This is a genomic window from Luteibacter sp. ME-Dv--P-043b (genome assembly GCF_030209605.1).
Classification (GTDB): Bacteria; Pseudomonadota; Gammaproteobacteria; order Xanthomonadales; family Rhodanobacteraceae; genus Luteibacter.
On record NZ_JARVRT010000041.1, the window covers coordinates 32,300 to 56,298 of the forward strand.

Below are 23,999 nucleotides of genomic sequence, written 5' to 3' on the forward strand. Positions count from 1 at the left end.
GGCCGGGGCCGCGCCGTGACACCGGCGACGCCACGGTCGGAATAGTGATCGTGAGTGCGCCGCCGGCCGGCAAAGGTTGCCGCCGCAAAAAAGCACAACCCATACCGCTCGCAGCGGCACTCACGAGGCAAACCGCGCACAGGCTCAATCGCGATGCTTACGATCCAGGTCGGCCACTCCTACTTCCTTCGCGACGACCGGAAGCAGTGGGAACGCGGCAAACCCTATCCCCCGCTGGCCACGATCCAGATCGCGGCGCTGCTGCGTGACGGCGGCCATGCCCTGTCGCTGTTCGACGCGATGCTGGCCGATGGCGTCACGGACTATGCCCCCACGTTGAAGGAGGCCGCGCCGGATCTGGTCGTCTTCTACGAAGACAACTTCAACTTCCTGACCAAGATGTGCCTGAGCCGCATGCGCGACGCGGCCTGCCGGATGATCGGCGAAGCCCGCGCGGCCGGTGCCCGGGTGATCGTCGCGGGATCGGATGCCTCGGATCACCCCGATGCCTTCCTCGACGCCGGGGCGGACGTCGTGCTGATCGGCGAGGGCATCGCCGCCCTGCTCGCGCTGACGGACCGGCTCGCGGAACGGCCGGACATCGACGCCCATGCCTGGACCGACGGCGTGCCCGGCATTGCCACGCGGGTGACGGGACAGACGCAGGTTCACCGCACCGGCATCCTCCCACCGGATGGACGCCTGGTCGGGCAGCCGGCCTGGGACCTGATCGACATGCCGCGCTACCGCACGTTCTGGCGGGAGCGGCACGGTTACTTCAGTCTCAACATGGCCGCATCGCGCGGTTGCCCGTTCCGCTGCAACTGGTGCGCGAAACCGATCTGGGGCAACCACTACAAGCAGCGTCCCGCCGGGGACGTCGCCGCGGAGATGGCTTACCTCAAGGCGACCTACGCGCCTGACCACATCTGGATGGCCGACGACATCTTCGGTTTCCACGTGGACTGGGTCACAGCGTTCGCCGAGCACCTCGAGGCGAACGACGGCTCCATCCCCTTCATGATCCAGACGCGCGCGGACCTGGCCAGCGAGCGCATGGTCACCGCGCTGGCGCGGGCCGGCTGCGCCGAGGCGTGGATCGGCGCGGAGAGCGGCAGCCAGCGCGTGCTGGACCGCATGACCAAGGGCACGCGCGTGCCCGATCTGATCGCCGCGCGCGAACGACTGGGCGCGCAGGGCATCCGCGTCGGTTTCTTCATCCAGCTCGGTTACCTAGGCGAGGCGCTGGACGACCTGCTCGCCACGCGCGACCTGGTGGTCCGCGCCGCACCCGACGATGTGGGGGTGAGCGTGTCCTACCCGCTGCCCGGCACGCCGTTCTACGAAGAAGTGAAAGCCCAGCTGGGCCACCAGACACACTGGGAGGAAAGCGGCGACCTGGCGATGATGTTCCGCGGCGCCTACGATTCCGCTTTCTACCGCAGCGTGCGCGACCTGCTGCACGAGGAGGTCACGCTGCGCCATGCACCCGCGACACAGCGCGACGCGCTGGACGCCCGCTGGGATGTGCTGGTGGCCCGCGAACACCTGCACCGCAACGAGAATCCCACGCCGGTGCCGCGCGAGGCGAGGCGACGTATCGCCTTGACCCAGCTTTGAGCGCGGGCCTGCCGCCCCTGTCGTCCATCCGCCGGGGACTGCGGCACGCGACCGAAGCGTTGGCCGTCCAGCTGGCCATGCCGGCACCGGAAAGCGCCACGCCCGACTGGACCGACCTGCAATGGCGGCTCGCCCTGGCCGCGGCCGCCGCGCATGGCGTGTCGCCCCTGCTGGCCGCGCACACGGGCTGGCAGCACCCGTGCTGGAACCCGTTCCTTGCCGAACAGCGCGCCCATGTGGAGGCACGCCACCGGCGTATCGCGACGCTGCTGGAACGTATCGATGCCGGTGCGCGCGCGGCATCGGTCTCGCTGGTGGCCCTGAAGGGCTCGGCCCTGCATGCCCTGGGCGTCTATACACCTGGCGAGCGACCGATGGCGGACATCGACCTGCTGGTCGCCGAGGCCGACCTCGACGCCGCGTCCGGGCTGTTGAAGGACCTGGGCTATGTGGAATCCTTCGCGCACTGGCGGCATCGTGCGTTCAAGCCGGCCGTGGGCGCGCCGACGGTCGGCCTGGGCGAACATCGCGATACGCCGGTCAACATCGAGCTGCACACCCGTATCCAGGAACGCTTGCCCATCGCCACGGTGGACATCACCGCCCGCGTGCCGCTGCACGAGCCGGGCATCCAGCCCTACCCGTCACACGGCGCCCTGATGTGCCACCTGCTGCTGCATGCCGCCGGCAACATCTGCGGCCGCAGTATCCGGCTGCTGCACCTGCACGACATCGCCCTGCTTGCCGCACGCATGGATACGGCGGACTGGGACGTGCTGTGGACCGACGGCTCCGCATGGTGGGCGTTCCCGCCGCTGGCGCTGGTCTCGCGGTACTACCCCGGGTCGATCCCGCCTGCGGTGGTCGCACGGCTGGATGGCGAGTGCCACGGCTGGCTACGGCGCACCTCGCGCCGCCGCACGCTCACGCAACTGTCGTGCTCCGCGCTCTGGGCACAGGCGCTGCCCGGGATCGAATGGGCACGCACGATGCGGGACATCGGGCGCGCCGTGCGCAACCGCTTCCGCCTTACCGAGGAAAACGTGCAGGAGCGCGCCGACCTGGCGCGTACGCAGCTGTGGCTGCAAGGCCAGGCCTGGGTGAAGCGCAGCCACGGTCGGCGGATACTCACCCGGCTAACCCGGCCGGTGCCGCGCATGGACACGCTCTACGTCGTGCGCGCCGCACTCGGCTACGGCGTCAGTCGTCCGGGCTGACCGCGCCGCGGCGGGCGCGCACCTCACGATAGAGCGTCTCGAACGCGCGTGCCGTCATGTCGGCATCCTCGGCCACGGCGCGCTGCTGCGCTTCCCTGGCAAGCCGCAGCCGCAGGTCTTCGTCGTCGAGCACCCGCTGGATGCAGCCGGCCAACGCACCGGCGTCGTTCACCGGCACCGCCAGCGCCGCCGCCGGGGCCCACTCCACGAGATGACCGACGGCGGTGCCCACGGTGGGCACGCCGGCCACGGCGGCTTCCAGCACGACCAGCGGGCCGGCCTCGTGCAACGACGACACCAGCAAGAGGTCGGCGGCCACCAGCAGCGGCTGCAACTGCCGCTGTGTGCGAAAACCGAGGAAATGCACGCGGTCGTCCAGTCCCAGCCGTTGCGCCAGCGCGTGGATCTCGCCGTCCAGCGTATCGACACCGACGATATCCAGCACGAACGGTGAGGTCACCCGCGCCATGGCATGCAGCAGCGTGGTCTGGTCCTTGACGCGGTTGAGGCTGGCCACGTGGATCAGCCGTGCCGTGCCCTGCGCGCGGCGACGCGGTGCCCGCACCGGCCATGCGTCGAGGTCCACGCCCAGCGGCAGGCGACGTGCTGCTACCCGCAGGCCGCGCAACGCGTCGATGATCGGCGCACTGGCCGCGGTCACCGCATCGGCGAAGCGCAGCACGAAGGCTTCGCGCAGGCGACCCTTCCAGTCACGGCGGCCGCCGTAGCCGATGGCATGCAGCGCCACCAGTTCCCCGCCGGCCACGTGGACCGCGCTCGGGCGAGCGATCAGCCTCGCCGCGACCACGGCGATCAGTCCGCAATCGCCGGAAAAGATCGACTGGACCAGGTCGAACGGTGCGATGCGGTGTTCGGCGCGGATCGCCGCGACGGCGCGCAGGCGCGATCGCCGCCGGCCGATGTTGTGGATCTTTGCGCCGACCAGCCGCCACGTGGCCGGCAGCGGCTCCTGGTAAAGCACGAACACGTGCACCTCGTGCCGACGGGCCAGCCGTTCGATCAGCGCCAGGAACACGGGAATCACCCGGTACTCGCCGGAGCGGTCGACACCCCCGGGAAGCACGATGGCCAGCTTCATGCCCTGCCCTCGTGTCGATGGCCCACGAGCGCGGCATACGCCTCGGCCCAGTGCCTACCCACGGCCGCGAACGACAACGCCTTGTCGAAATGCGCGCGTACGCTGGCCGCGGAGGGTCGCCCGGCCGACGCACGCACCAGTGCCGCAGCCAGGCTTCCGGCATCGCCGACCGGCCAGAGTTCGCCGATGCGCCCGAGCGTGAGTGCGCGAAACGCGGGAATATCCGTCACCACCGGGGTGACGCCGCACGCGAGCGCCTCCAGCAGGGCAAAACCGCAGCTTTCGGCGCGGCTGCCCGAGACGAACAGATCGGCGGCCTGGAGCGCGGTCTGCACATCGGCGTGGGCCAGGTTGCCGAGCAGGTGCACGCGTCGGGCGAGACGCCCATCCTCGGCCACGCGCCGTTGCACCTGCGCCAGCATCGGCGCGGTGCCGAACGCGATCCACAAGTGCGCGTCCGGCAGGTGCAGCGCGGCCCGCGCGAAGCCTTCCAGCACGGTGAGCGGGTCCTTGCCTTCGGCGAGATGGCCGATCGAGAGGACGCACGGGCTGCCATGCAGGCCGCTCTTCGCGCGTGCCGTCGCCCTGTCGCCCGGAACGAACCGGCTGCTGGACTCCGGGATGGCGAACACGCGCATGCCGGGCGCGAACAGACCGGCCGAGGTGAAGGGCATGGCCATGGCCGCCGAGGTGAAGGCGACCCCCGACGCCGCGGCGTACCAGCGACGGTACGGCAGGCGCAGCCAGCGGGTCGGCGGCGGGTCGGCATGGTCCTGGATAAGGATGGGCAGGTCGGGCAACCGTCGGTGCAACTCGAAGGCATCGTGCGCGAAGCCCAGGCCATGCAGGTGGAGCACATCGGGCGACAGCCGGTACAGCACGTCGACGAAGCGCACCGCGCGCGTCGCCGCCGACGTCGTGCCGCGCAGGTCGACGAAGTGGTAATCGATGCCCTGCCGGGTGAGATGCAGGTCGCATGCCGCGGCCTGGACGACCGAGACCCGCGTGCCGGCGGTGGCCGTCGCCTCGGGAATATCCGCCGTCGACGGCCAGCGGACGAACAGCTCCTCGGGGCTGCACGCCGCCGGCATGGCCTGCACGTTGACCTGCGCGACGTGCACCCTACAGGCCGGAAACCTGTGGCAGGCGCAGGCGCACCAGGCGGTTGGCAAGGTTGAGTTCCCAAGGCCGGTCGTAGCGCCCCTGCCGGTAGCGACGTGCGGCCAGCGCGCTCAGTCCTCGCTTGGCCCACGGTGGCGAACGCAGGTCCTGCACGGTGGGAAAGCGGCAACGCAGCACCGTGACGAAGTCCTGGATATGCCGGCGCAGGTCGTCGGTGAGCCAGGGCGCGTCGGCATGGCAGGCGTAATCCACCCAGCGCTTCTGCATCCACTCCTCGGGTGACGTCGGGAAGACCACGGGATCGCCATTGAGGTCGCGCAGCGCCATGCCGGGGTGCTTGCCGCGATCCTTCTCGTGCTTGCTCGACTCCGGCAGCGGCGTGTAGATGTAGACGATGATCTCGGACGCGGGATTGATCTTCTTCAGCTCACGGATGAACTCGAACGTGAGATGGGTCTCTTCCTCCGTATTCTCCGGCGGCGCCACCATGAAGGACAGTTCCGGGATCACCCCGTGCCGGCGGCACAGTTCCGCCACTTCCAGCGTCTGGTCCGGGCGTGTGCCCTTGCGGATTTCCTTCAGCATCTGCCCGTTGGGCGACTCCGCGCCGATATACGCCATCTGCAGGCGGCTCTTCCGCACCAGTTTCCAGGTGCTCTCGGACAGCTTCAGCAAGGCATCCGAGCGGGCGTAGCACCACCAGGGCATCTCCAGCTTCGCCATCACTTCCAGCAGCGGGATCATGTCTTCCTCGCGATCGAAGAAGTTGTGATCGAAGAACTGGACGGAGTCGGCCCCCAGTTCGTGCTTGAGGTAACCCAGGTCGCGTTCCAGTCGTGCCGCGGTCGGCAGCGCCGTGGTGCCGCCGAACATCGCGGCCACGCCGCAGAACGTACAGCGGAAGCGGCAGCCGATCGCCGCCTGGTGAGCGACGGTACGCCGGCCCAGGAACGTGCGCGCGAGGTAGCGACGTGGATCGCCCAGCTTGTCGTAAGGCAGCACGATGCCGCTGTCGCCGAGCGAAAAACGCCGGTTGGGGTTGTGCACCACCATGCCGTCCCGCTTCCACGACAGGCCGCCGATGGTCGCCATGTCGCGCCCCGCTGTGGTCAGTGCGGCCATCAGTTCGGGCAGGCTTTCCTCGCCCTGCCCCCGGATCGCGTAATCGACATACGGGGCCGACAGCGCGGTATCGGTATACAACGTGGGGAAGTAGCCGCCCCACACGATCGGCAACTGCGGGAAGCGCTCGCGGATCGCCTTCGACACGGCGATGGACGGCTCGATCTGCGGACCGCCCATGACGCTGATGCCCACGGCATCGAAGCGTTCGTGCGCCAACACATCCAGCGTGGCGCCAACCACGTCGCGGTCCACGTTGCCATCGACGATGCGGCTGTCGCCGTGGCGGTCCAGCGCCGCGGCCAGGTGCAGCAGCGACAACGGAAACCGCGCGCTCGACGGCGAGGTGATGGTCGGGTTGACCAGCAACGTCCGCGCACCGGCGGACGTGCTCTCGAAAGCATTCATGGAAGGCGCCTCAGCTGGAACACCAGGGCGACGGGCACGTGCAGCGCCGCCGGATCGAATCGCGCGCCGGCAGGGATATCGGCGGGATCGAGCATCGGCTCGACGACCCGCTCGATCGCCAGGCCCAGCGCGGTGCACGCCGCGTGCCAATGGCCGTAGAGGTGACGCGTGTGGCGGACGGCGTAACGTTCGCCGCCTGCGCGGAAATCACGCTGCCAACCAAGCGCCGCGCCGATCGGATGGAAATCGCTGCACACCACGCGGCCTCCCGGACGCGTCACGCGATGCAGTTCGGCCAACGCCGGGTGCAGGTCGGGCAGATGACCGACCACCAGCCCGCATACCGTCAGGTCGGCCGTCTCCGCGGGGGCCGGCAGCGCGGTGAGGCTGCCTTCGTGCAACGCCACCCGCCCGGCATCCGCATGCCCGGCCAGCGCACCGCGTGCACGCTCCAGCATGGGCGGCGACAGGTCGATGCCACGGACGTGGGCGGCGCCGCGGGCCAGCGCGTGCAGCACGTAGCGGCCGCTGCCGCAGCCGGCATCCAGCACCCGTATGCCGTCCAGGCGCCCGGGCAGCAGCGCGAGCATCGCGCGCTCCTCCGCCAGCATCACGGGGTTATGGGCATGGGGCGGATAGCTGTCGGCCCAGAGGGCGTAGGCTTCCGAGGGGTCGAGCACGGGGACGCTCAGCATGCGCGTTGCCGCGAGCGCGCTTCGACCCGCGCCAGGCCCGGCTCCAGGGCCAGCACGGCGGGATCGGCCAGCGTGCGATCGAGCAGTTTCGGCCGGCCGTCCAGGGTGACCGCCACCGTCTCGACACCCGCGGCGTCGAACCAGTCGGCGAAATCCGGATCGGCGATGCGCGGCAGGCCGCCGCGCACTACCGCGCGCAGCTCGGCCCGCGAGGCGTTCAGCAGGCTGCGTGCCGCCGGGCCGCCACGGTCCTCCACGATCACCATGTCCGCGTGCGCGCCATGGACCAGCTCGCCACGCCCCGGTGTGCGCAGAATACGGGCGGCATCGGTGGTCACCAGGGCCAGTAGCGAAGAGGCGGCCAGGCCGTCGCGTGACCCGGCCACCCGCAGTTCCTCCAGCAGGTCGCGGCTGCCGCTGACGCGCGAATCGGTACCCAGCGCCAGGCGGCCGGCCTCGTGCAGACGGTGCGGGTCGAGCGTCCGGCCCAGCAACGCCCGGTTACTCGACGGGCACCAGACCACGGCGGCGCCGGCGTCGATCACGCGATCCACGTCGTCCGCACCGAGGCCGACACCGTGGATCAGCACCGTGTGGGATGCCAGGCAACCCAGCGCATCCAGCCGAGTCAGTTCGGAGCCGGCCACCTCGTCCGTGCCTTCGGCCAGGTGGATCATCCAGGGACGATCCGTGGCACACGCCGCGAAACTCTCGTTCACCGGCGGACCGTAGTCGGGACCGCCCAGCGCATAGCTCCAGCCGAACCCGCGCAGCACGCCGACGGGAAAATCCTCCGCATCGAACACGGCATGCGCGGGATCGTGGTGGGCGACGAACGTGGTGCCGGCCAGCAGGTTCTTCAGTGCCCCGTGGCGCAGGCGCGCCGCCTTGGGCACGGCCAGCGCGGCGGCCACCGCGGGATCGGCAAAATGTGCCTGGAACGCCTCGATCCACGCGTAGCTGTTCGGAAACGGCGCGGCATGCTGCAGCGGGGGCACGCCGTTGATGTGCAGGTGATCGTGCGCGTTGATCAGGCCGGGGAAGACGAGATGATCGCGCAGGTCCACCCGATACGACGTGGTACCCGCGGCGATGACGACGCGCCCCGCACGCATGCCCATCGGCAGGCGCGACACACCCTCCGGCGACACCGTCACCGCGCCGCGCAGGTCGACGTCCGAGCACCGTCGCGTCACCGTCATCGCCTTATCGCCGATGCATGACGATCAGGAAATGATCGCCCATGTCGCGCAACAGCGGCACCTCGCCGAGGCGATCGTCCCAGCGGCCGAGCCGTTCGTAGCGTGCGGGACGACGCCGGTAGCGGTCCACGAGGTACGGCGGCGGCATGAACAGGCTGAGTGCGCGGTAGCTGCCCAGGGTGAACGACGGCGCGAACGCGCGGTAGAACTCCCGCGGCAGGTAGTAGTACGTCCAGATCGTGTGGTTGTTCATGCCCACGGCGGTGGCGCCGCGCGCCGCACGTACCGCGGCCCGGCGGAACCGGCCCCGGCGCGCGTAGTGCGCCACTTCCCAGGGGCAGATCCGGCCCATCACCGAGAACACCAGCGTGCCGCCCGGCGCCAGCAGCCGCGCGCATTCGGCGGCCACCGCGGGCAGGTCGGGCGCGCAGTTCAGCGGACCGAAGTTGGAATAGATGGCATCGAAGGTGCCCTCCAGCCGGTCCAGCTGCTGGATGCCCAGGTGGGTGGCCGTCACACGCGAGGTGAGGGCCGCGGCTTCGGCGCGGTCGCGTGTGCGCGCGATCATCTGCGGCGACCAGTCCGTGGCCACCACGCGGAACCCGCGCCGTGCGAACTCGATGGCGTCCAGGCCCGTGCCGCAGCCCAGGTCGAGCAGGCGCGCGCCCGCGGCCACCTGCGCGTGCACCGTGTTCCACAGGGTGATGCGCATGCGCTGGATCAGCTCGTTGTTGCCGCGCGGGCCATCGTAATCCGCTGCCACGCTGTCGAAGGCCTGCTGCGTTTCCAGCAGCTGTGTGTCATCCAGTGTGTGCCGACCGCTCATCTGTCTCTCCTGCCCGGAACCGTGAGTGCCGCATCGGCCGCATTCGGTTCAACGCGGCGTGCCCGGCCGGCGGCATCGCGGGCCACAGCCACCCCGCAGCCCAGCAGCAGGCCCATCACCAGCCCGATCGCCCAGATCATCACCGGATGCGGCGAGACCTTGTCCGCAGGCACGTAGACTGGCCACGGCATGGAGGTCTCGAAGGTGTAGTTGGGAATGAGCCGCGCCACCATGTCGCTCTCGGCCTGCTGCAAGCCGCGGATGTCGTCGTTCTTCCTCGACAGCGCGATGGCCGCCACACCGCCGCCCATGCCGCCTGCCGCCGCTTCGCGGGTCAGGCGGTCACGATCCTCCAGCGCGATGCGCAGGTCCTTGCGGATGTCGTCCAGGTGCTGGTGCGCCAGCCGCAGTGGCAGCTCGCCGATCTGCCGGTGGATCGCCGCCAGCGCGTTCGCCGTGGCATAGGCCAGGTCGCTGGCCTGGCGCGCGGAATAGCCACGCACCTTCATGCGGATCAGGTTGGCATAGGGCTCGGGATCGAGCTTGAGGCTGGCGCGGTACAGCGACGCCTCCGGCGAGGTCACGGCCAGGCCCGCACCGGTGGTCACCGCATCCTGGAACGCACGGGTCTGCAGGCGTTCAATGGTCCGCAGCAGGGTCTCGATTTTCGGATCCTGGCCGGAGGGCGTGGGTGCGATCTGGCCGATCTGGATCCAGCCCGACGCCTCCCACTGGCTGCGTGCCACGCGGGCGTACGCGAAGGTCAGGCCAAGCACCAGCACCAGCGTGCCGAGCACCCAGCGCCAGCGACGACACAGCACGCGCCACAGGTCGATCAGGTAGATGTCATCCGGTTCCATGGGAACTCACTTCGAGGGGTGTGGGGAAGGCGCTCGCGCGGCGATCGGGCAGCCAGGCGGCGAACAGCTGCATCGCCAGGCACAGGACGATGAAACCGATATGGGTGAAGGTGTAGGCCTGCGGCGCGAACGGGCTCATCACGGCCACGTACGCCACGCGCAGGAAGATCAGCAGGGGAAACAGCGAGGCCCCGCGCAGCAGCCAGGCGCTCCAGCGCAGCATCGCGTAGAGCCCGACCATGGCCGCCACGGCACCGAGCGGCCCCATCGCCATGACGAAGGGAAAGAACTCCGTACCGATGTTGATGTTGGAGGCGTCCAGCGGGATGTCCGTGCCCGCCGTGGCCACCGAGCCGTTGAACGGCACCAGCTGGTTGACCAGGAAATCGGCGTTGACGTAGTGCCGGGCCAGGATGCCGCCGAAGTTGTAGGGCCCCGCGCTGGTGTACAGCAGCAGCCACTTGATCGCCTGCGGCATGGCCAGGTACAGCGAGCCGAACGGCAGCGTGACATGCTCGATCGAGCCCGAGCGCAAGGTGCCCAGCACGGAGAACGCCACGCCGCCGGCCAGCGCCAGCAGGCCGATGACCTTCCAGGGTAACGGCCGGCTCTCGTCACGCCGGAACACGATCACCAGGCCCATCGCGATCAGCCCGGCGAACAGCCGGTTGCGGTCGATTACCAGGATGGGAAAAACCACCCCGACGAGGATCAGCGCGTTGCGCAGCCAGCGGCGCCGCACGCAGAGCAGGCCGATCGACGGCAGGGTCCAGCACATGTCGGAGATGTGCCGCACGTGCTCGCGGCCGTTCTCCATCGTGGCGTACGAGGCCGGGTTGTCGATCAGGGGGATGGAAAACGCGGTGAGGTCGACCAGGCACGCGATCACGACCATCGCCGCGAAAGCCAGCGCCACGAATGCGTCGCGCGTGCCCGCGTAGCGATGCCGGCGGAACGACGCCATCGCCGGCAGGCGCGTCGTCGAGAAGGCATCCACGAAGAGGATCGCCGCCGCCGTCGTCATCAGCAGCAGGATGCCGGCCAGGTAACCGTCCGGCAGGTCGTAGGTCAGCAGCGTCAGGCTGCAGGCCAACAGGATCGGCAGGCCGAGGTAGGCCGAGGGCCAGCGAAGCAGCTGCATCACGTGGCCTGCTCCGGACGATGCGGCACGGCGAAACGCAGGCGGGACGTGACCACCAGGCCGGCATACACCGCGAGGTGCAGCGCCACGCGCGTGTAGCGCTTGTGCAGGAAGGCGATCTTCGCGCCAAGGTACTGCGATTCGGCGCGAAGCAGGCTGCGATAGGGTTCGTCGAACAGTTCGGCGCGGCGGATCGCCACCTGCCGTGCCTCGGACAGGTTGATGATCCGCGTGGCCACGTGCGTGGTCTTGCTCAGGTTGGTCTCGTGCAGGCGGTAGGCGCACACGCCCACGTCGATGAAGCCCAGCGCGTCGTGCGCGGCCAGGCGCAGGAACAGGTCCCAGTCGTCTATCCGCAAGCCTTCGGTCCAGCGCGACACCGTCTCGAGCGCGCTCTTGCGGATCAGCGTCACCGGGCCGCCCACGGCCCAGCGGGTGATCACCGCGCGGCGAATCCCGTCATCGGTGCGGTACAGGCGCTTGTCCGCCTGGTGCAGGTCGCACATGCCGCTGTCGTGCAGCTTGCGTCCCTCCCCGTCCACCACGATGGAATCGCCGATCACCGCACCCTTGCGCGGATGGGCTAGCAGGTAGCGTACCTGGGCATCCAGGCCGCCCGGCAGCAGGTAGTCGTCGCTGGAGCCCAGGCGCAGCATCTCGCCCCGCGCCCGCGCCACCAACTCGTTGAGCGTGGCGGTGATGCCCTTGTTCTCCCGCCGCACGAATTCGATCGGCAACTCGCCCTCGTGCAGCGCCACCCAGGCGGCGATGCGATCGGCGGTGCCGTCGGTCGAGCCGTCGTCGATCACGACGATTTCCTTGGCCGGGTACGGGTCCTCCAGCACGCTGTCGAGGAAGCGCTCGACGAAGCGCTCGTGGTTGAACGCCGGGATCAGCACGGAGACCAGCGGCATCGCCGCCACGTTCCTTACCGGTTGCGCCGCCATGGTCATAGCCCCCCCAGGTAGCGGCGCACCACCACGATATTGAACACGAGGTAGGCGCCGTAGTTGATCGCGAACGCGTACATGGCGCCGACGACGCCGAACCGCGCGGTGAGGATGAAGACCAGCGCCAGGTAGCTGGCGGCGAACACGCATTCGGAGACGACGAACAGCCGCGTCATCGCCTTGGCCAGCATCACGTACGACAGGATGAACGAGGCGATCTTGACCACGTCGCCCACCAGCTGCGGGCCATACAGCGGATTGGCCGGAGCGAAGGCGTCGGTGAACAGCAGCTGCGTGATCCACGCGCGCAGCACGTACACGGCCAGGGCGAGCACCGCCACCACCGGCACGACGACGCGGAAACCCTGGCGCAGCTCGCGCACCAGCGCGCCGCGCTCGCGGGTCGAGGCCAGCTTGGGCAGGTAATAGATATTGATCGCCGCGGTGAGGAACAGCAGGTAGGCGTCCGACACGCGGGTCACCGCCTGCCAGTAGCCCACCTGCTCCCAGCCGAACTCGCCGGCCAGGCGGTTGCGCACCACCAGGGTGACCAGCGGCGGCAGCAGCGCGGAGCTGAGCGTCATCACGGAGAACCGCGCCAGCCGCAGCACCATCTCGCCGTCGAAGCGCCAGCGCAGCATGCCGCGGTGAAAGTACGGACTGGTCCACCATGTGGGCACCGCCACCACCAGCCAGAGCACCTGGCCCAGCACCAGCGCGAGCAGCGCACCGTACAGGTGCCATCCGCGCGCCAGCCAGAGCGCCAGCGCGATCCCCAGCACCGAGCCGGTGACCTGGATCAGGGCCAGGCGGCGCACATCCATGAAACCGTTGACCACCGCCAGGATGTAATTGAGCAGCGCGATGCCCACCTGCGCCAGCGCAAGGATGCGGATCAGGCCCGCGTAACCCGCATCGTCCAGCAGCCAGGACGCCAACCCGCGGGCGAAGATCAGCGCAGCCACGCCCATGAACAGGGTCGCGCACAGCGAATACCACAGCGCCGCGGCGAGGAAACGCGCCACCCGCTCGGGATCGTCGCGGAACTCGGCCACGTACTTGACGATGGCCGAACCGATGCCGCCCCCGGCCAGCACGGCCAGCACCGACATCAGGCCCATGAACTGGCCCAGCTTGCCGACGCCCTCGGGGCCGGCGTACGCCGCGACCAGCTTGATCACGACCAGCGCCGCGATCAGCCGTGCCCCCGTGCCCAGCGCCGAATAGAAACCCGTGCGGACGAGGCTCATGCGGACCCGTCGAACGACGCGCAGGCGGCGATCACGCGGTCGATGTCCGCGTCGCCTAGGGTGGGACCCATCGGCAGGCTCAGCACCTCGTCCTGCAGGCGCTCAGTCACCGGCAGCGACAACGCGCGTAGCGAGGCATACGCCGGCTGCCGATGCGGCGCCGTGGGGTAATGCACCTGGGTCTGGATGCCCCTCGCCCGCAGGTGACGCTGCAACGAGGCACGCAGGCGGCAGCGCACGACGAAGAGATGCCAGACGTGGCGGCCCTCCTCGGGCGTCGACGGCACCAGGATCTGCGGATGGCGCAGCCCCGCGCGGTAGCGTGCCGCCACGCGGCGGCGCACGGCGGTATCGCTGTCGAGGTAACGCAGCTTCACGCGGAGCAGCGCCGCCTGCATCTCGTCCAGGCGCGAGTTCAGGCCCTGCTGGGGATGCACGTATTTCTCGACCGACCCGTAGTTGCGCTGGGCGGCCACGCACGCGGCCAGCTGCGCGTCGTCGGTGACCACCGCACCCGCATCGCCCAGCGCACCGAGGTTCTTGGTGGGGAAGAAACTGAAGGCCGCCGCGTCGCCGAAGGCACCGGCGCGACGGCCCTGCGCGTCCAGCGCGCCGTGCGCCTGGGCGGCGTCCTCGATCAGCAACAACCCGTGCCGGCGCGCCAGCTCGCCCAGGGCGTCCATGTCGGCCAGTTGGCCATAGAGGTGCACCGCCATGATCGCGCGGGTACGCCGCCCGATGGCGGCGCCCGCGCGCTGCGGATCGAGATTGAAGGTCTGCGGGTCCGGCTCCACCGGTACGGGGACGAGGCCGTTCTGGCTGATGGCGAGGAAACTGGCGATGAAGGTGTTGGCCGGCACGATCACCTCGTCGCCGTCGTGCAACATGCCCAGCTGCTTGTACGCGCGCAGGATCAGCGACAGCGCATCCAGGCCGTTGCCGACGCCGACCGCGCAGGCCACGCCGCAGTAGTCGGCGAACTCGCGCTCGAAGGCGGCCAGCTCGTCGCCGAGGACATACCAGCCCGAATCGATGACGCGCGCCGCGGCGGCCTTCAGTTCATCGGCGAACCTGGCATTGATCTGCCCCAGCGGCAGGAAGGGAACGTCGCTCACGGTGTCCACTCGTAGAAATCGTGTACGACGGCGCGCGCACCGAAGGATTCCTTCTGCGCAACCAGCCCGGCATTGAGTACCTGGCCGCCCTGCTCCGTCGATATGCCAAAACTGAAGTGCTGGCGGTCCGCATAGGTGTCGCGGATCAGGTGCTCCAGTGTCAGGCTGAGGGCGCCCAGCGCCCGGCCCTGTTCCGAGGCTGCCATGTATTGGGTGTGCACCACGCGGCCGAAGTCGTAGACCAGCACGCCCGCCAGCAGCTCGCCGTCACGGCGTGCCTCGTGCAGCGCGATGGCCTCGGGAAACCGTGAGCGCAGCCGCTGCAACTCGTCCAGGCGGTGTGTCGGCGAGGCATCGTGCCTGCGCAGCGCGTCCGTCAGCAGGGCGTGGAAACCCTCCAGGTCGTCGCCCGGGGTCACGTCGATGCCGGCCTTGCGCGCCTTGCCGATGTCATGCCGGCGACCTTGCGAAAACGCGAACGGTTCGCGCAGCGCGATCGCCGACGACAGGTCGCGCCGTACCAGTCGCGCACCGAGCCGGTGCAGCGCGTAGAGGTCTTCGTCCGCATGCCCCGACTGGAAGACGCGTGGCACCGCCTTGTAGAGAATCCGCGATACACCGCGCCCACGGTGGTGCGCGCCGATCGCGGCGAACGCATCGAGCATGGCTTCGGCGCGCAGCGCGGCCGTGGAAATCAGGCCCGCATAGGTCAGGCCGCCATGGCTGACGATGCCGTCGTCGTGCGCACTGGCCGGAAACACCCCGACCATCTCGCCCGCCTTTTCCACCACCAGCGACGCGTCGATGAAGCGGTCCGCGTGGTAATCCATGTAGCCGCGCCGGTGCAGCAGGTTGCCGTTGCGCGAGCGCGCGACCAGGGCGTCCCAGTTCGCGGCATCCGCGGCGACATAGGGCCTAACCGCAAGCACCGTTCGCCTCCTCGTGCCATGCATCGTGGGCGTGTGCCACGCCGAAACCGTCCACGCCCATGTCGTTGCCGTTGTAGAACATCCACAGCGTGTCGCGCTGGCGGATCAGGGCGGGATAGCAGACCACCCGCGAGTCCCAGCCGGTCTCGGCCAGTGCCAGGCCCAGCGTCTCGTCGCGTCGCGTCCAGGCCAGGCCGTCGTCGCTATAGGCCACACCGGGGAAATACTCGCCGGTGACGTTGCCGCGCGTGAAATACATCACGTAGCGGTCGTAGAGCCGATAGACGCGGGGACGACCGATCCGGTATTCCGTGCCCTGGGGCAGCAGGCAGACATGGTCCTCGCGCGGCAGCCGCGTGAGGTCGTCCGTCTCGGTATAGCGGATGTGGTAACGCGGGAAGTCGCAGCCGTCGATGGATTCCCAGTCGTCGCCCACCGCGTACCACAGGCGCCAGCGTCCCTCGTCGTACAGCGCGGTATGCACGGCGCCGATGGTGCTGCGTCCGTGGGCCCGATCCAGGATCGGGGTCTCCTGCGTACGGAAGAAGCGCTGGCCGCCGTCGATCGAACGCGCCAGCCCGGTGAAGGCCAGGAACTTCGCCTTGGCCACCCGCTGGAAGCCGACGTAGAACATGTACAGGCCACCCGGCCCGTCCACCACGTCGCCCAGGATCACGCCGTTGTCGTCGAAGCAGCCGTCGCGGCCGATATCCAGCACGGGCGCGGCGCTGACGCCCAGGATCACCGAGGGATCGTCCGCCCGCACATCCACGTAGCCGATCCGGCTGACACCGTCCTCGTCGCGAAACCCCGCGTAGACGCGGATGCGCTCGTCGTCCAGGCGATACGGCGTGGGGGTGAGTGCGGAGTGCCGCATCCAGCCGCCCACGCCCTGCCGCGCCGTGTCGAACACCAGTCCCTTCCGCGTCCACACGAACATGGCGCGCCTCAGAGCTTCGCGTCGAGACTGGACTTGCCGGGCACGGCACGGGCCGGCGAGCCGACGTAGATCCGGCCGGGCTCGGTGTCGCGGGTCACCAGCGCCCCGGCGCCGATGAGGTTGTCGGCGGCCACGGTGACGTGGTCGTTGAACGTGCTGTTGACGCCGATGAAGCTGCCCTGCCCGATATCGCAGTAACCCGAGATCACCGCATGCGAGGCGATGAAGACGTGGTCGCGCACCACCGTGCGGTGACCGATGTGGTTGCCGCTCCACAGGATGCAGTTGTCACCGATGCCGACGAAGGGCTGGATGACATTGCCCTCGAAGATGAAGCTGTTCTCACCGATCTCGGCGGTGCGCCACACGAAGGCACGCGAGCTGACATAGGTGGCGAACCGGTAGCCCCGGGCCTTCGCCTCCATGTACAGGCGCATGCGCAGGCGGTTGAGCTGGCTGGCCGGAATGGCCACGAAGACGTCGAAGTCGCCGGGCGGATGGCTCTGGGCCAGCGTCTCGAACGGCACCACGGGCCGGCCGGCCAGCATCGGCTGCGCGATGTAGTCGCGTTCCACGCTGAAGGCCACCACGTCGCGGTCGCTGTCATGCTCGAAGTATTCGCAGGCGATCATCGCGAACTCGCCGGCACCCACCAGCACCAGGGGGCGACTCATGCGGCACCGCCTTCGGCGTAGGCCGCCACGCCGTTGACTTCGCGCAGGAACGTGTCGTAATCGACGATGTAGTCGTCCACGTCGTAGTACTGGTCGGCCAGCACCATCAGCACGCAGTCGTCGCTGAAATCGTAAAGCTCGCGCCAGACCATGCTGCCCAGGAGCAACCCGTGCGCCGGATCGTCCAGGGTCACCCGCGCCGGGCCGGTGCCGTCGTCGAGCAGGAAACTGACCGAGCCGCACACCGCGATCGCCAGCTGGTTCAGGTGGCGATGCGCGTGCCGCCCGCGGTGCACCCCGCCCTTGGTGGCGAACAGGTAGTAGACGCGGCGGATCTCGAACGGGACATCCCGCTCCTGCTCCAGGGCGACAAGCATGCCACGGTGATCGCCGTGCGACTGCAACGGTATGCGTTCGATTTCCATGCTCAGGACCAGGCCGGTAAGTGAGTACGTCCCACGAGGCTGAGTGCCATCCCCCAGCGAAAAGGTTGCGACGGTCGTCGTGCCCCTGTGGCGCAACCTTTCGCCGCAGTCGCGGCACTCAAGGCGTATGAAGCCACCTTCCGACCTCTCGCCCGACTTGCCTTATCCGCGCCGCGTGCAGGTGCTGCACTGGCTGACCGTCGCCGCGCTGATCGCGGCCGCGGCTTTCATCCTCACCCGCGACGAGCTTTCCAGCCGCGCCTGGCGTGGCTGGCTGATGGAAGGACACCGGCACGCCGGCCTGATCGTGCTGCTGCTGTTCGTTGCGCGCATCCTGGTTCGCCTCGGCCTGCCCAGTCGCCCGCACGATGCCGCCACGGCGTGGCCGTTGCGCATGGCGGCCGCCGCCACGCACGTCGTGCTCTACGCGATGCTGCTGGGCATGCCACTGCTGGGCTGGGCGCTCAGCAGCGCCCAGGGCAACCCCGTGCACTTCTTCGGTCTCACCCTGCCGCCGTTGATCGGCGAGGACGAAGACCTGGCCGACACCCTGCAGACCTGGCACATGAATGCCGCCTGGGTGCTGCTGGGCGTGATCTGCCTGCATATCGGTGCCGCGCTGTGGCACCACTTCGTGCTGCGCGACGGCGTGCTTCGCCGCATGTTGCGCAGCGCCCGCCCATGAACGACGACGCCACCCCAGGAGTTTCCATGCTGCCTCCCAGGCACCGCCAGGCCATGCGCCACCCGACCCACCGGCCGCTCTGGCTGGGCCTGCTGATGCTGCTCCTGGTCGTCTTCGGACCGAGCGCGCATGCCATTCCCGCCTACGCGCGGCAGACCGGATCAGCCTGCGCGGACTGCCACGCCGGCGCGTACGGCCCGCAGCTCACGCCCTACGGCATGCGCTTCAAGCTCAATGGCTACACCGATACCGACGGCAAGGGGACCAAGATTCCGCTGGCCGCGCAGCTGACCGAAACGCACACCGCCCCGGCGCGCGGCGACAGCACCACCCGGCTGACCGAGGGCGATCTCTACCTGGCCGGTCGCCTGACCGACAACGTCGGCGGCTACGTCAAGGTGGAAGCGGACCATACCGGCCACAACACCTACAACACCAAGCTGAGCAACGTGGACCTGCGCTTCGTCGCCAAGGAACTGAAGCTGCGCGGCAAGGACCTCATCCTCGGCGTGAGCGTCAACAACAGCCCGGGCTTCCAGGATCCGATCGCCGCCCTGCCCAATGCCGCGCTCATCGGCCCGGCCGGCGTCACCGGCTCGCTGCTGAACCCGTCCAGCCCCAACACGCTGACCGACCGCGTGATCGGCGCCACCGTCTACGGCCTCTACGACAACAACTGGTATGGCGAGGCCGGCACATACCGCTCGCTGCCCACCTCGCAGCAGGACCACTTCGGCTATAACGTCGCCGGCGATCCCGGCAAGCTCGGCAACACCGGCTATGCCCGCTTCGCGTACATGAAGGACATGAAGTACCAGTTCTTCTCGGCCGGCGTGGTTGCCCTCACCACGCAACGCCAGTTGCCGCGTTCCGGCCCGCACGACGATCTCACCGACCTCGGCTACGACCTCACCTACCAGTACCTCGGCAACCGCGAGCACATCGTCCAGGTCAGTTACGTCAACATCCTGGAACAACGTCATTACGGCGCCCGGCTGCTCGGCCCGCAGGGCCAACTGGCGCAGAACCGCGCGGCGATCCACGACCAGACGGCCAGCGTGTCCTACACCTTCCGCCAGACCTACGGCGTGATGGTGACCCACATGCTCAGCAGCGGCCCCCACGACGCGGTGCGTTACACGCCCTACGGCGATCCGAACGCCACCACCAACCTGTTCACGGTGTTCTGGGCGCCCTTCGGCAAGGACGATTCGTACACCACGATCGCCAACATCAAGCTGTCTGCCAACTGGTTCCGTTTCACCCGTTTCAACGGCCGCGCCAACGACATCTTCGCCGCCCCGCCGGGCTCGCGAAAAACCAACGCCGGCGACCTCAACGCGTTTTCCGTAACCGCCAGCCTCGCATTCTGACCCAAGGGAGCACGCACGTGACCGATCCTTTCCTGAGCCGCTTCGGCCGACCGCTCGCCGCCCTCGGCCTCCTCGTCGGCTGGCTGCTGGCCTCGCCGCTGGTCATCGCGGGCGACGTCACCGCCGGCGCGGACGTGTTCAAGGCCGAGTGCGCCGAATGCCACGCCGCCAAGGAAGGCCGGAACAAGAAAGGCCCCAGCCTGTTCGGCGTGGTCGGACGCAAGGCGGGCAGCATCGCCGACTACGACTACTCCGATGCCGTGCGCAACAGCGGCTGGACCTGGACGCCCGAACAGCTGCATACCTATCTCTCGCAGCCGGCCAAACAGGCCAATCCGGGCACGAAAATGAAATACGATGGGTTGACCAACGCCAAGGACCTCGACGACCTGCTGTCGTACCTCGGCAGCCTGCATTAAGGCCACCGCCCTATCGACACACCCTCGTTCCGATGCCGGCGCTGATCCGCCCCGGGTCATGCGATCACCCCCACGCCTTGCCGTCGCCCCGCGCGCCGGCAAGGCGTTCGCGTGCCTGGCGGGGGTGGCTCAAGTGCAGCGGACTGGCCCTGTCCATCGGCCTGGCCGGGATGGCGCAGGCGCAATCGGTCGTCACCAGCGGCACCGTGGCGCTCAGTTCGCAGCTGGTCGATCGCGCCGTCGCACTCACGCCCGCCACGCCCATCCTGCAGGGGTCCGTGACCTGGACCACCCCCACCGGGTGGTCGCTCGGGCTGGCTGCCAGCACCCGGCTACGCGCACCCGGTCGGCTGGCGGAGTCGCTGGCGCAGGTGGCGCGCTCCTGGACCCTGTCCGACGACTGGCAGGTGCAGGTGCCGCTGGTCTATTACCGTTACCCGCCCAACGGATCGTGGCACGTCTACGACCGGGTGGAACTGGCGGTCGTGGGCATCTACCGCGACACGCTGACGATCGGGGTGTCGGGCGCCCAGCTGGTGCACGGGGCCAACCGCGGCCCGCGCGGCGCGGCCGACCTCGGCTTCCTCTGGCCGCTCGCCGACCACCTCACGTTGTCCCTGGGCGCCGGCATCGCCCAGACCCTGATCCGGCCGCGTCACGTCTACGACTCGGATCCCGGGCATTATCTCTACGGCCAGGCCGGCGCGATATGGGACACTGGCCCCTGGCGGTTCCAGCTGGCGCACATCGTCAACGGCCAGCACGGCCAGGGCGGCCCGTCGCGCATCGCCCCCTGGACGGCCACCCTGTCGCGCTCGTTCTGACGTCCAGGCAACCTTTTGGCCCCGATCGGGGACTTACCTGCTCCACCACACGGTCGCCGCGAGCCCATGAGAGACCCCGAGAACGACACCGAGGCCACCGACCGCCTGCTGCTGCAGCGCATGGCGGCGGGCGATCGCGTCGCGCTGACCGTGCTCTACCGCAGCTACCACGACCGCCTGTGCCGGTTCCTGTCGCGCCTGACCCGGCGGCCAGACATCATCGAGGAAGTGATCAACGACTGCTTCTGGATCGCCTGGCAGAAGGCGGGCGGCTTCCACGGCGACTCGCGCGTGTCGACCTGGATCATGGGCATCGCCTACCGTTGCGGCCTGAAGGCGTTGCGCCAGCACGGCAGCGAGCCGGTGGACGAGGACACCATCCCCGAGAGCATGATCCCCTCCCACGACCCCGACGACGACCGCGAGCTGCGCGACTGGCTGGGCAAGGGCATGGATCGGCTTTCGGTCGACCAGCGCGTGGTGGTGGAGCTGGTCTACGGCGTCGGCCACAGCCTGGACGACGTGGCGGTCATCATGCAGTGCCCCGTGGGCACGGTGAAGGCCCGCCTCTTTCATGCGCGGGTCAAGCTGCGCAACGTACTTCCCGGCCTCGCCGGGGAGCCCCATCGTGCCAGGGAGAGCGCAACATGACCGTCTCGACGGAAAACGGCAGGGAGTGCAGCCGCGTGTGGGAAGCCATGCCTTCGGTGGTGATGGGTACCGCGACACGCGAACAGGACACGTGGGTGCATGCCCACCTGGCCGAATGCGACAACTGCCGTGAAGAATTTAACCAGCAGGAGCGCCTGCGCCATGCCATGGCGCTGCCTTCGGATGTCCATCTGGATGCCAACGCGGGCCTGAAACGCCTGCTGACGCGGCTGGATGCCCCGGCCGAGGAAACGGTGCGCGTGCGCACGTCATCCTGGCTGACCCGTGCGCTGGTCGCCGCCGTGCTGGTCCAGGCCCTGGGTCTGGGCGCGCTGGCCCTGCGCCTGCATGGCGAACGTCCCGCCTACCGTACGCTGAGCCAGGTTTCGGCACCGGTCGCCGCCGGGGCGATCCATGTCGTGCCCGATGCCACGATGGCCCTGGCCGACTGGAATGCCCTGTTGCAGGCGCATCACCTGCAGGTGGTGGGCGGCCCGAACGAAGCCGGCGCCTATACGCTGGTGTCCACCGACCCGGCCTCCTCGCCCGACCAGCTCCTGCGCGAACTGCGCGCGTCACGCGGCATCCGCTTTGCGGAACCGGTCATGCGCACGCCATGACACCACGCGACATCCTGCTCGCCGCCTGCCTGGTCGCCCTGGCCGCCTGCGCTCCCACCCATCCCGATCGCCCGGCCGTGGGTGCCGCGACGGCGACACCCGCACCGGCGCCGCCAGCGCCGGCGCCATCATCGTCGACGCCTGCCACGGGCGCCTCGTCCATGGACAGCCGGCGCGACATCGTGCTGGCCGTGGCCAACCCGCTGGCGCCGATGTCCACCCACGCCGGCTCCAACGTGCTGGGTTACGCCGCCAGCGGCCACTACGGCGCAGGGCAGCGTGCCGCCGGCGTGCTGGCCGAACTGAAGAAGCACTACGACTTGCAGGAAGTGGCCGGCTGGCCGATCACGGCGCTGAGCCTGTACTGCATCGTGGTGAAACCCGCCGCCGGCGTGGATCGTGACGCGGTGATCGCCGCACTGGCGAAGGACGAGCGCGTGCAGCTGGCGCAGCCGTTGCAGGATTACGCGGTCTACACCGAGCAGGCGCCGCCGGATGCGCACCGCTACAACGATCCCTACGTAGACCTGCAGCGCGGCTTCGTCGCCACGGACGCCGCGCTGGCGCACACGGTGAGCCAGGGCGACGGCGTGCGCGTGGCCGTGGTCGACACCGGCGCGGACCTGACCCACCCCGACCTGCAGGCCCGCATCCACGATACGCAGGACGATGTCGGCACCGATGCCGGCGCCTTCGACCGCGACGCGCATGGCACCGAGATCGCCGGGGTTATCGCGGCGGTGGGCGACAACCACCAGGGCATGGTCGGCATCGCGCCCAAGGCCACGCTCAGCCTCTACAAGGCGTGCTGGTATCCCCCCGGCGGCCACGACGGCGCACGCTGCAACTCGTTCACCCTGGCCAAGGCGCTGGCCGCGGTCAACGACACGGACGCCCGTATCATCAACCTCAGCCTGGGCGGCCCGGCCGATCCCCTGCTGGGCAAGCTGCTGGAACACCTGCTCGGCCAGGGCCGGATCGTCGTCGCCGCGTTGCCGCCCAATGGCAGCGAACGCGGCTTTCCCGACAGCGCCGATGGCGTGATCGTGGTCCGCGCCGGCAACACCACCGCCGCGCCCCCCGGCGTGCTCAGCGCCCCCGGCAACGACATCCTCACCACGCAACCCGGCGGCAGCTACGACTTCAGCTCCGGCTCGTCACTGGCCGCCGCCCACGTCAGCGGCATCCTCGCCCTGCTACTGTCGATCGAACCCAACCTCGACGCCCGCACCGCCCGCGACCTGCTCCTGCGCAGCAGCAAGCTGACCAACGGCATCCTCGAAGTCAACGCCGCCCTGGCCGTCCAAACCCTCCGTCACGACCACCCCCGCCGCTAACCCTCGCCCGCCATTCACCACGTCGCAACATCGCGATGTCGCCACATCGCGACGTCGCCACGTCGCGACGAACGGTAGGAGCCCACGATGTGGGCGATGCACGTTGCCGCGGTCGATCCACATTGCCGTGTCGAACGAAAGCAACATGCGCGGTGGAGCAAGAGCCGGCGGGTAGCCCGGGGTGGTGAACGAGCAGAGGTAGGGTACGGCGTCATCGCTTTGTTGGCTTTTCGCCCACATCGTGGGCTCCTACCCCAAGGGTAGAGCCGGTTGTGGCTTATCCGACGCGTGGTCTGCCGTCTGGGGGTAGGAGCGCACGCACGTACGCGAACCCTCGACGTATCCAAGGCGACCGATGCGATGCAAAGCAGGCAAGCGAGCGTTCCCAGCCACGAAGCGAAACCTGGCTCTGCGCTTTCCCCACACGCAACCTCAGTCGCCGAAAGAGCCGGCGGGTGCCACCCTCGGGGCCGGTAGCCGCAGGCGAGGGCTTCG

General features: G+C 69.1%; 24 protein-coding genes. 9 read left to right on the forward strand and 15 right to left on the reverse strand.

The annotated features are described in order from the left end of the window. The first annotated feature begins 153 nt into the window (after positions 1-153). Both QRN34_RS17690 and QRN34_RS17695 read left to right on the forward strand, forming a co-directional pair. Entirely contained in the window at positions 154-1,620 is a 1,467-nt protein-coding gene (locus tag QRN34_RS17690; protein WP_285406539.1) for a radical SAM protein, read from the forward strand. A gap of 8 nt (positions 1,621-1,628) precedes the next feature. Next, positions 1,629-2,837: a nucleotidyltransferase family protein gene (locus tag QRN34_RS17695; protein ID WP_285406575.1), complete on the forward strand. Its 1,209-nt coding sequence runs from the start codon at positions 1,629-1,631 to the stop codon at positions 2,835-2,837. Here the strand turns inward: QRN34_RS17695 and QRN34_RS17700 are convergent. From QRN34_RS17700 to QRN34_RS17770, 15 genes are read right to left on the reverse strand one after another with little or no spacing between them, the layout of a single operon-like run. Next, positions 2,821-3,936 carry a glycosyltransferase family 4 protein gene (locus QRN34_RS17700; RefSeq protein WP_285406541.1) on the reverse strand — a complete coding sequence of 372 codons (1,116 nt, stop codon included), beginning with the start codon at positions 3,934-3,936 and terminating at the stop codon, positions 2,821-2,823. The two genes, QRN34_RS17695 and QRN34_RS17700, sit on opposite strands and share 17 nt — an antisense overlap. Next, on the reverse strand, positions 3,933-5,027 hold the full coding sequence (locus tag QRN34_RS17705; protein ID WP_285406577.1) for a glycosyltransferase family 4 protein: 1,095 nt from the start codon (positions 5,025-5,027) through the stop codon (positions 3,933-3,935). Before QRN34_RS17705 ends, QRN34_RS17700 begins: the two co-directional genes overlap by 4 nt. 31 nt (positions 5,028-5,058) lie before the next feature. Further along, positions 5,059-6,588, reverse strand: a complete 1,530-nt coding sequence (locus QRN34_RS17710; protein WP_285406544.1) for a radical SAM protein — start codon at positions 6,586-6,588, stop codon at positions 5,059-5,061. Then, positions 6,585-7,283 (reverse strand): class I SAM-dependent methyltransferase, encoded by a 699-nt coding sequence (locus tag QRN34_RS17715; RefSeq protein ID WP_285406547.1) that lies wholly within the window; start codon positions 7,281-7,283, stop codon positions 6,585-6,587. Before QRN34_RS17715 ends, QRN34_RS17710 begins: the two co-directional genes overlap by 4 nt. Next, positions 7,277-8,485: an amidohydrolase family protein gene (locus QRN34_RS17720; protein ID WP_285406548.1), complete on the reverse strand. Its 1,209-nt coding sequence runs from the start codon at positions 8,483-8,485 to the stop codon at positions 7,277-7,279. The genes QRN34_RS17715 and QRN34_RS17720 overlap by 7 nt, the downstream gene beginning before the upstream one ends. Positions 8,486-8,489: 4 nt before the next feature. After that, positions 8,490-9,311: a class I SAM-dependent methyltransferase gene (locus QRN34_RS17725; RefSeq protein WP_285406550.1), complete on the reverse strand. Its 822-nt coding sequence runs from the start codon at positions 9,309-9,311 to the stop codon at positions 8,490-8,492. Beyond that, on the reverse strand, positions 9,308-10,171 hold the full coding sequence (locus tag QRN34_RS17730) for a Wzz/FepE/Etk N-terminal domain-containing protein (protein ID WP_285406552.1): 864 nt from the start codon (positions 10,169-10,171) through the stop codon (positions 9,308-9,310). The genes QRN34_RS17725 and QRN34_RS17730 overlap by 4 nt, the downstream gene beginning before the upstream one ends. After that, complete coding sequence (locus QRN34_RS17735) at positions 10,158-11,315, reverse strand: hypothetical protein (RefSeq protein WP_285406553.1); 1,158 nt, start codon at positions 11,313-11,315, stop codon at positions 10,158-10,160. Before QRN34_RS17735 ends, QRN34_RS17730 begins: the two co-directional genes overlap by 14 nt. Continuing rightward, positions 11,312-12,226, reverse strand: a complete 915-nt coding sequence (locus QRN34_RS17740) for a glycosyltransferase (RefSeq protein ID WP_285406554.1) — start codon at positions 12,224-12,226, stop codon at positions 11,312-11,314. The genes QRN34_RS17735 and QRN34_RS17740 overlap by 4 nt, the downstream gene beginning before the upstream one ends. 35 nt (positions 12,227-12,261) lie before the next feature. Continuing rightward, entirely contained in the window at positions 12,262-13,512 is a 1,251-nt protein-coding gene (locus QRN34_RS17745) for an O-antigen translocase (protein WP_285406556.1), read from the reverse strand. Continuing rightward, positions 13,509-14,636 carry a DegT/DnrJ/EryC1/StrS family aminotransferase gene (locus QRN34_RS17750; protein WP_285406557.1) on the reverse strand — a complete coding sequence of 376 codons (1,128 nt, stop codon included), beginning with the start codon at positions 14,634-14,636 and terminating at the stop codon, positions 13,509-13,511. The genes QRN34_RS17745 and QRN34_RS17750 overlap by 4 nt, the downstream gene beginning before the upstream one ends. Then, positions 14,624-15,556 (reverse strand): GNAT family N-acetyltransferase, encoded by a 933-nt coding sequence (locus tag QRN34_RS17755; protein ID WP_285406559.1) that lies wholly within the window; start codon positions 15,554-15,556, stop codon positions 14,624-14,626. Before QRN34_RS17755 ends, QRN34_RS17750 begins: the two co-directional genes overlap by 13 nt. Further along, complete coding sequence (locus tag QRN34_RS17760) at positions 15,543-16,496, reverse strand: hypothetical protein (RefSeq protein ID WP_285406562.1); 954 nt, start codon at positions 16,494-16,496, stop codon at positions 15,543-15,545. The genes QRN34_RS17755 and QRN34_RS17760 overlap by 14 nt, the downstream gene beginning before the upstream one ends. 8 nt (positions 16,497-16,504) lie before the next feature. Beyond that, complete coding sequence (locus tag QRN34_RS17765) at positions 16,505-17,170, reverse strand: acetyltransferase (RefSeq protein ID WP_285406564.1); 666 nt, start codon at positions 17,168-17,170, stop codon at positions 16,505-16,507. Next, complete coding sequence (locus QRN34_RS17770; RefSeq protein ID WP_285406565.1) at positions 17,167-17,595, reverse strand: FdtA/QdtA family cupin domain-containing protein; 429 nt, start codon at positions 17,593-17,595, stop codon at positions 17,167-17,169. The genes QRN34_RS17765 and QRN34_RS17770 overlap by 4 nt, the downstream gene beginning before the upstream one ends. Before the next feature lie 127 nt (positions 17,596-17,722). On the opposite strand from QRN34_RS17770, the gene QRN34_RS17775 reads away from it, so the two are divergent. The 7 genes from QRN34_RS17775 to QRN34_RS17805 all read left to right on the forward strand — a co-directional run bounded on the left by QRN34_RS17775 (position 17,723) and on the right by QRN34_RS17805 (position 23,504). Then, positions 17,723-18,280 carry a cytochrome b gene (locus QRN34_RS17775; RefSeq protein ID WP_285406567.1) on the forward strand — a complete coding sequence of 186 codons (558 nt, stop codon included), beginning with the start codon at positions 17,723-17,725 and terminating at the stop codon, positions 18,278-18,280. 26 nt (positions 18,281-18,306) lie between these two features. Then, positions 18,307-19,653, forward strand: a complete 1,347-nt coding sequence (locus QRN34_RS17780; protein WP_285406568.1) for a cytochrome C — start codon at positions 18,307-18,309, stop codon at positions 19,651-19,653. Between the two features lie 86 nt (positions 19,654-19,739). Beyond that, positions 19,740-20,072 carry a c-type cytochrome gene (locus tag QRN34_RS17785; protein WP_285406579.1) on the forward strand — a complete coding sequence of 111 codons (333 nt, stop codon included), beginning with the start codon at positions 19,740-19,742 and terminating at the stop codon, positions 20,070-20,072. Between the two features lie 77 nt (positions 20,073-20,149). Then, the gene (locus QRN34_RS17790; RefSeq protein WP_285406570.1) at positions 20,150-20,896 is read left to right on the forward strand and encodes a hypothetical protein; all 747 of its coding nucleotides are present in this window, start codon (positions 20,150-20,152) and stop codon (positions 20,894-20,896) included. 66 nt (positions 20,897-20,962) lie between these two features. Then, positions 20,963-21,547: a sigma-70 family RNA polymerase sigma factor gene (locus QRN34_RS17795; RefSeq protein WP_036140676.1), complete on the forward strand. Its 585-nt coding sequence runs from the start codon at positions 20,963-20,965 to the stop codon at positions 21,545-21,547. Continuing rightward, positions 21,544-22,167 (forward strand): zf-HC2 domain-containing protein, encoded by a 624-nt coding sequence (locus QRN34_RS17800; RefSeq protein ID WP_285406573.1) that lies wholly within the window; start codon positions 21,544-21,546, stop codon positions 22,165-22,167. The genes QRN34_RS17795 and QRN34_RS17800 overlap by 4 nt, the downstream gene beginning before the upstream one ends. Continuing rightward, complete coding sequence (locus tag QRN34_RS17805) at positions 22,164-23,504, forward strand: S8 family serine peptidase (RefSeq protein WP_285406574.1); 1,341 nt, start codon at positions 22,164-22,166, stop codon at positions 23,502-23,504. The genes QRN34_RS17800 and QRN34_RS17805 overlap by 4 nt, the downstream gene beginning before the upstream one ends. Positions 23,505-23,999: the final 495 nt, after the last annotated feature.

Coding starts and splice junctions, on each gene's coding strand:
- QRN34_RS17725 (WP_285406550.1), bottom strand. CDS start 9,311: ATGAGCGGTCGGCACACACTGGATGACACACAGCTGCTGGAAACGCAG.
- QRN34_RS17720 (WP_285406548.1), bottom strand. CDS start 8,485: ATGACGGTGACGCGACGGTGCTCGGACGTCGACCTGCGCGGCGCGGTG.
- QRN34_RS17805 (WP_285406574.1), top strand. CDS start 22,164: ATGACACCACGCGACATCCTGCTCGCCGCCTGCCTGGTCGCCCTGGCC.
- QRN34_RS17770 (WP_285406565.1), bottom strand. CDS start 17,595: ATGGAAATCGAACGCATACCGTTGCAGTCGCACGGCGATCACCGTGGC.
- QRN34_RS17780 (WP_285406568.1), top strand. CDS start 18,307: ATGCTGCCTCCCAGGCACCGCCAGGCCATGCGCCACCCGACCCACCGG.
- QRN34_RS17745 (WP_285406556.1), bottom strand. CDS start 13,512: ATGAGCCTCGTCCGCACGGGTTTCTATTCGGCGCTGGGCACGGGGGCA.
- QRN34_RS17690 (WP_285406539.1), top strand. CDS start 154: ATGCTTACGATCCAGGTCGGCCACTCCTACTTCCTTCGCGACGACCGG.
- QRN34_RS17760 (WP_285406562.1), bottom strand. CDS start 16,496: ATGTTCGTGTGGACGCGGAAGGGACTGGTGTTCGACACGGCGCGGCAG.
- QRN34_RS17800 (WP_285406573.1), top strand. CDS start 21,544: ATGACCGTCTCGACGGAAAACGGCAGGGAGTGCAGCCGCGTGTGGGAA.
- QRN34_RS17700 (WP_285406541.1), bottom strand. CDS start 3,936: ATGAAGCTGGCCATCGTGCTTCCCGGGGGTGTCGACCGCTCCGGCGAG.
- QRN34_RS17715 (WP_285406547.1), bottom strand. CDS start 7,283: ATGCTGAGCGTCCCCGTGCTCGACCCCTCGGAAGCCTACGCCCTCTGG.
- QRN34_RS17705 (WP_285406577.1), bottom strand. CDS start 5,027: ATGCCGGCGGCGTGCAGCCCCGAGGAGCTGTTCGTCCGCTGGCCGTCG.
- QRN34_RS17765 (WP_285406564.1), bottom strand. CDS start 17,170: ATGAGTCGCCCCCTGGTGCTGGTGGGTGCCGGCGAGTTCGCGATGATC.
- QRN34_RS17775 (WP_285406567.1), top strand. CDS start 17,723: ATGAAGCCACCTTCCGACCTCTCGCCCGACTTGCCTTATCCGCGCCGC.
- QRN34_RS17710 (WP_285406544.1), bottom strand. CDS start 6,588: ATGAATGCTTTCGAGAGCACGTCCGCCGGTGCGCGGACGTTGCTGGTC.
- QRN34_RS17740 (WP_285406554.1), bottom strand. CDS start 12,226: ATGCCGCTGGTCTCCGTGCTGATCCCGGCGTTCAACCACGAGCGCTTC.
- QRN34_RS17795 (WP_036140676.1), top strand. CDS start 20,963: ATGAGAGACCCCGAGAACGACACCGAGGCCACCGACCGCCTGCTGCTG.
- QRN34_RS17730 (WP_285406552.1), bottom strand. CDS start 10,171: ATGGAACCGGATGACATCTACCTGATCGACCTGTGGCGCGTGCTGTGT.